The 2,822-nt window shown below is 40.3% G+C and carries 5 protein-coding genes; all 5 read right to left on the bottom strand.

The features are described 5' to 3' along the window. Positions 1 to 84 precede the first annotated feature (84 nt). Positions 85 to 414, bottom strand: coding sequence for a hypothetical protein (locus tag ABWW54_RS20000; RefSeq protein WP_353414977.1), 330 nt, complete (start codon positions 412 to 414; stop codon positions 85 to 87). A 49-nt stretch (positions 415 to 463) separates the two neighbouring features. Further along, positions 464 to 1,204, bottom strand: coding sequence for a hypothetical protein (locus ABWW54_RS19995; RefSeq protein ID WP_353414975.1), 741 nt, complete (start codon positions 1,202 to 1,204; stop codon positions 464 to 466). Positions 1,205 to 1,386: 182 nt separating this feature from the next. Then, positions 1,387 to 1,758 (bottom strand): hypothetical protein, encoded by a 372-nt coding sequence (locus tag ABWW54_RS19990; RefSeq protein ID WP_353414973.1) that lies wholly within the window; start codon positions 1,756 to 1,758, stop codon positions 1,387 to 1,389. 76 nt (positions 1,759 to 1,834) lie between these two features. Beyond that, the gene (locus ABWW54_RS19985) at positions 1,835 to 2,266 is read right to left on the bottom strand and encodes a hypothetical protein (RefSeq protein WP_353414971.1); all 432 of its coding nucleotides are present in this window, start codon (positions 2,264 to 2,266) and stop codon (positions 1,835 to 1,837) included. 91 nt (positions 2,267 to 2,357) lie between these two features. After that, positions 2,358 to 2,735, bottom strand: coding sequence for a DUF7674 family protein (locus ABWW54_RS19980; protein WP_353414969.1), 378 nt, complete (start codon positions 2,733 to 2,735; stop codon positions 2,358 to 2,360). Positions 2,736 to 2,822: the final 87 nt, after the last annotated feature.

Below are 2,822 nucleotides of genomic sequence, written 5' to 3'. Positions count from 1 at the left end.
ATATTTAACGCCAATAACACGGGCGCGGGCGTAGCACGCGTCCGAGCGCTGAAAGCGCTTTTGTGTTTGTTCTTGTTAGGTGTTTTATATCCATTCTTTGCAATCAAGACAAATAAGGTTTTCATTCTCAATATGACCTAAATGAATTATTTCATTTAGGTCATCGAATACATCGCCTTTCTCTAATTCTCCTGAAGAATTGCTGACATCTAGAGTTAAATTACCGCAGCGATGACATTTATCAGTTCGATGATATTTCCCTAAAAGCCCCGCGAATTCATAACGGGCTAATTCAACCCCATGCTTGTTTAGAACAGCCGTCAAATCTTCAAGCATATTGTTTTGCTCTACTTCACCGAAGACTTCCTTTTCACCACGACGATGAAAGACAATTTTTCCAAAAAATAGATCCATGATTTAGTACACCTAACGCCCGCGTAATAGGCGCGAGCTCGCGAGCGTCCTAATTGACGCGCTTGTTAAATTCGTGGCCAGCATAAAACTGAACTTTTAAACAGCGTTTTTCAGCTGCGCTGGGGAACTCTCTGCAATATTTAGATGATTCCCCCCAAGGAGCCGGAACAACGGCAACGCCATGCGGCAGACCAATAAAATAGTTATCTTTGTAACGAACAATACTGGTTGGATTTAAGTTTATATGCCAGAAAGCATCCCAATATAGAATTTCTGGGGTCATATATGGCCCTAAGCTTATTATGCTTTTTGAGCCAACTATTATTATTCGCTGAAAATCTGGCCTAGTTTTATCCAGATATACTAGATCAGGGGCGTCTGGCAACTTAGTAATCAATTTAGGTTTAGATGGATTCTCGATATTCTCAATAACACTTATTGAACCGGATGCCATACTCAAATGGGCTAAACCTTCTATGACATAAAGCTTTCCGTTTAATGGCAGTAAGTGAACAATATTTCCTTTCATCAGTTCCGTGCGTTTGCCAGCTACAATGACTTCCAATTTTCCGCCCCATTCGCCTCTGTTTGTGCCGACATACTCCACGTCGCCAACTCTTAGAGTTGTTTGATTGGTATTTTGCCACTCATTTGAGAGAGATAATTCTCCTTGAGTAATGACCACATGCTGGTGACTTTCAAAAAATTGCCGATCAGGAATTTTATTGAGATCAAATAAACTCAGCTTGTGAATCGACATAAATCGTTCAACATCAAAATCATCAGCCATTCCGGCCTGAGAAATTAGTATTAATATGAAAACTATGAAATTTCGCATAAAGAATTTAACGCCTTTGCAAGGGGCGCGTTGAAAACGCGTCCCGCGCAGTGAGTGAAACGAACGAAGTGTACTTGGCGAACTTGTTATGTTTTTTCAAATTGTTTGCCTTTTTTTACCGATAAAAAATGATACTAACTGTCCAATAAATTTAAAATTTTTTCATAATTAGTCTTCCAAAAGGAAAACCATTCTGAAAGCGAAAAGCCATAGCCATTCTCTTGTTTTAAAATTTTAGCGATTGCGTCTTCAATGGATATGGAGTGATCCTTACCTTGTACATTCTTGTAGATTCGTAGTGCCCAAATACCCCGATCTCGCTCAACGCTAATGGAGCATTCATGATTTTTAAATGAAATTGCATTAGTCATTTCATTTCCCCATTCACTGGATTTCTTAAAATTTCTAAGCTTTAAAAACTCACCTAAATTTACATCAATTTCTTTAAGAAAAGCCTTGTGCCGCACAAGTTGAATATCCAAGGGTGCTAAATCAGGAACAGACAATCAATGAACATAACGCCCAAATTTGCGGGCGGTTGAAGCGTAGCGCAAACCGCTCCGCAAGATTTGATTGTTAGGCCTAGCCTGATGCATAACAAGTTTTCTCTGGAAGCTCACCTTTCTCGAATGCTTTTAATAGCACCCTCTTTGCCTTTAACAGTATTTTACCATTTCCATCAAAAGCCATCGGGTAAACCACTGTGATTTCACCTGTATCCTTCCTTATTCGTAGTATCGAAGAAACAGTCCCGGCCTTGGTATTACGCGACCTAAATCTTGGGTCGATATCCCAAAGTGTAGAGGTTACTTCATAATCGGCGTGTACCTTTGACTGTGATATTCGAATTAAATGTATCAGCTGACCATCCAAACGCTTCCGGAAAGTTCTTACATTTCTCGACGCGTCATCAAAGAGCGGGCGATTCTCTCCGCATGGAATGCAAATCTTATCTTTTGCGGCATCGGTTCCTTCCAAAATTTCGGTGCGGCATTTCTCACAGATGATCACCATAACTCCAGAGGCCTAACGCCTTTGCAAGGGGCGCGTTGTAAACGCGTCCCGCGCAGTGAGTGAAATGAACGAAGTGTACTTGGCAAACTTGTTAGGCCACTGGAGTACGATTATGAAATGCGACATATAATCCCTTTAATAGGTCTGGAAATTTTAGCCAAAATGGTTCGGCCTTTTCAGCCGAAATTTCCCAGAATAAGTTTTCTGTAAAAGACACATCAATACATTTTTTAACCGAATCGTTTTCTTTTAAATAAGCGGAACGCAAAAATTCGAATATATCTGTATATGTGTTTGGGTCTTCACCTTTTGCCATATCCAAGTTGATTGTCTTGGCTAGACTTTCAAACCAACAATAGCATTGCTCATCATCAAGTACCCCCCAATATTCAATGTGTTCGAGATCAACCTTCTCTGTAACATAGGGAAACTTCTCTCGAAATTCGCTATACATTCTCAGAACTGTCATATCGTGTGCCTAACGCCTAAAGCAGCGGAAAACAAAAGTGTAGCGAAGCGAAGCTTTTGGTTTTCCGACTGCCTTTACTTGTTAAAT

Origin of the sequence: Arenicella sp. 4NH20-0111, from assembly GCF_040366405.1 — a bacterium.
Lineage (GTDB): Bacteria > Pseudomonadota > Gammaproteobacteria > Arenicellales > Arenicellaceae > Arenicella.
This window is presented reverse-complemented; position numbering and strand designations above follow the sequence as displayed.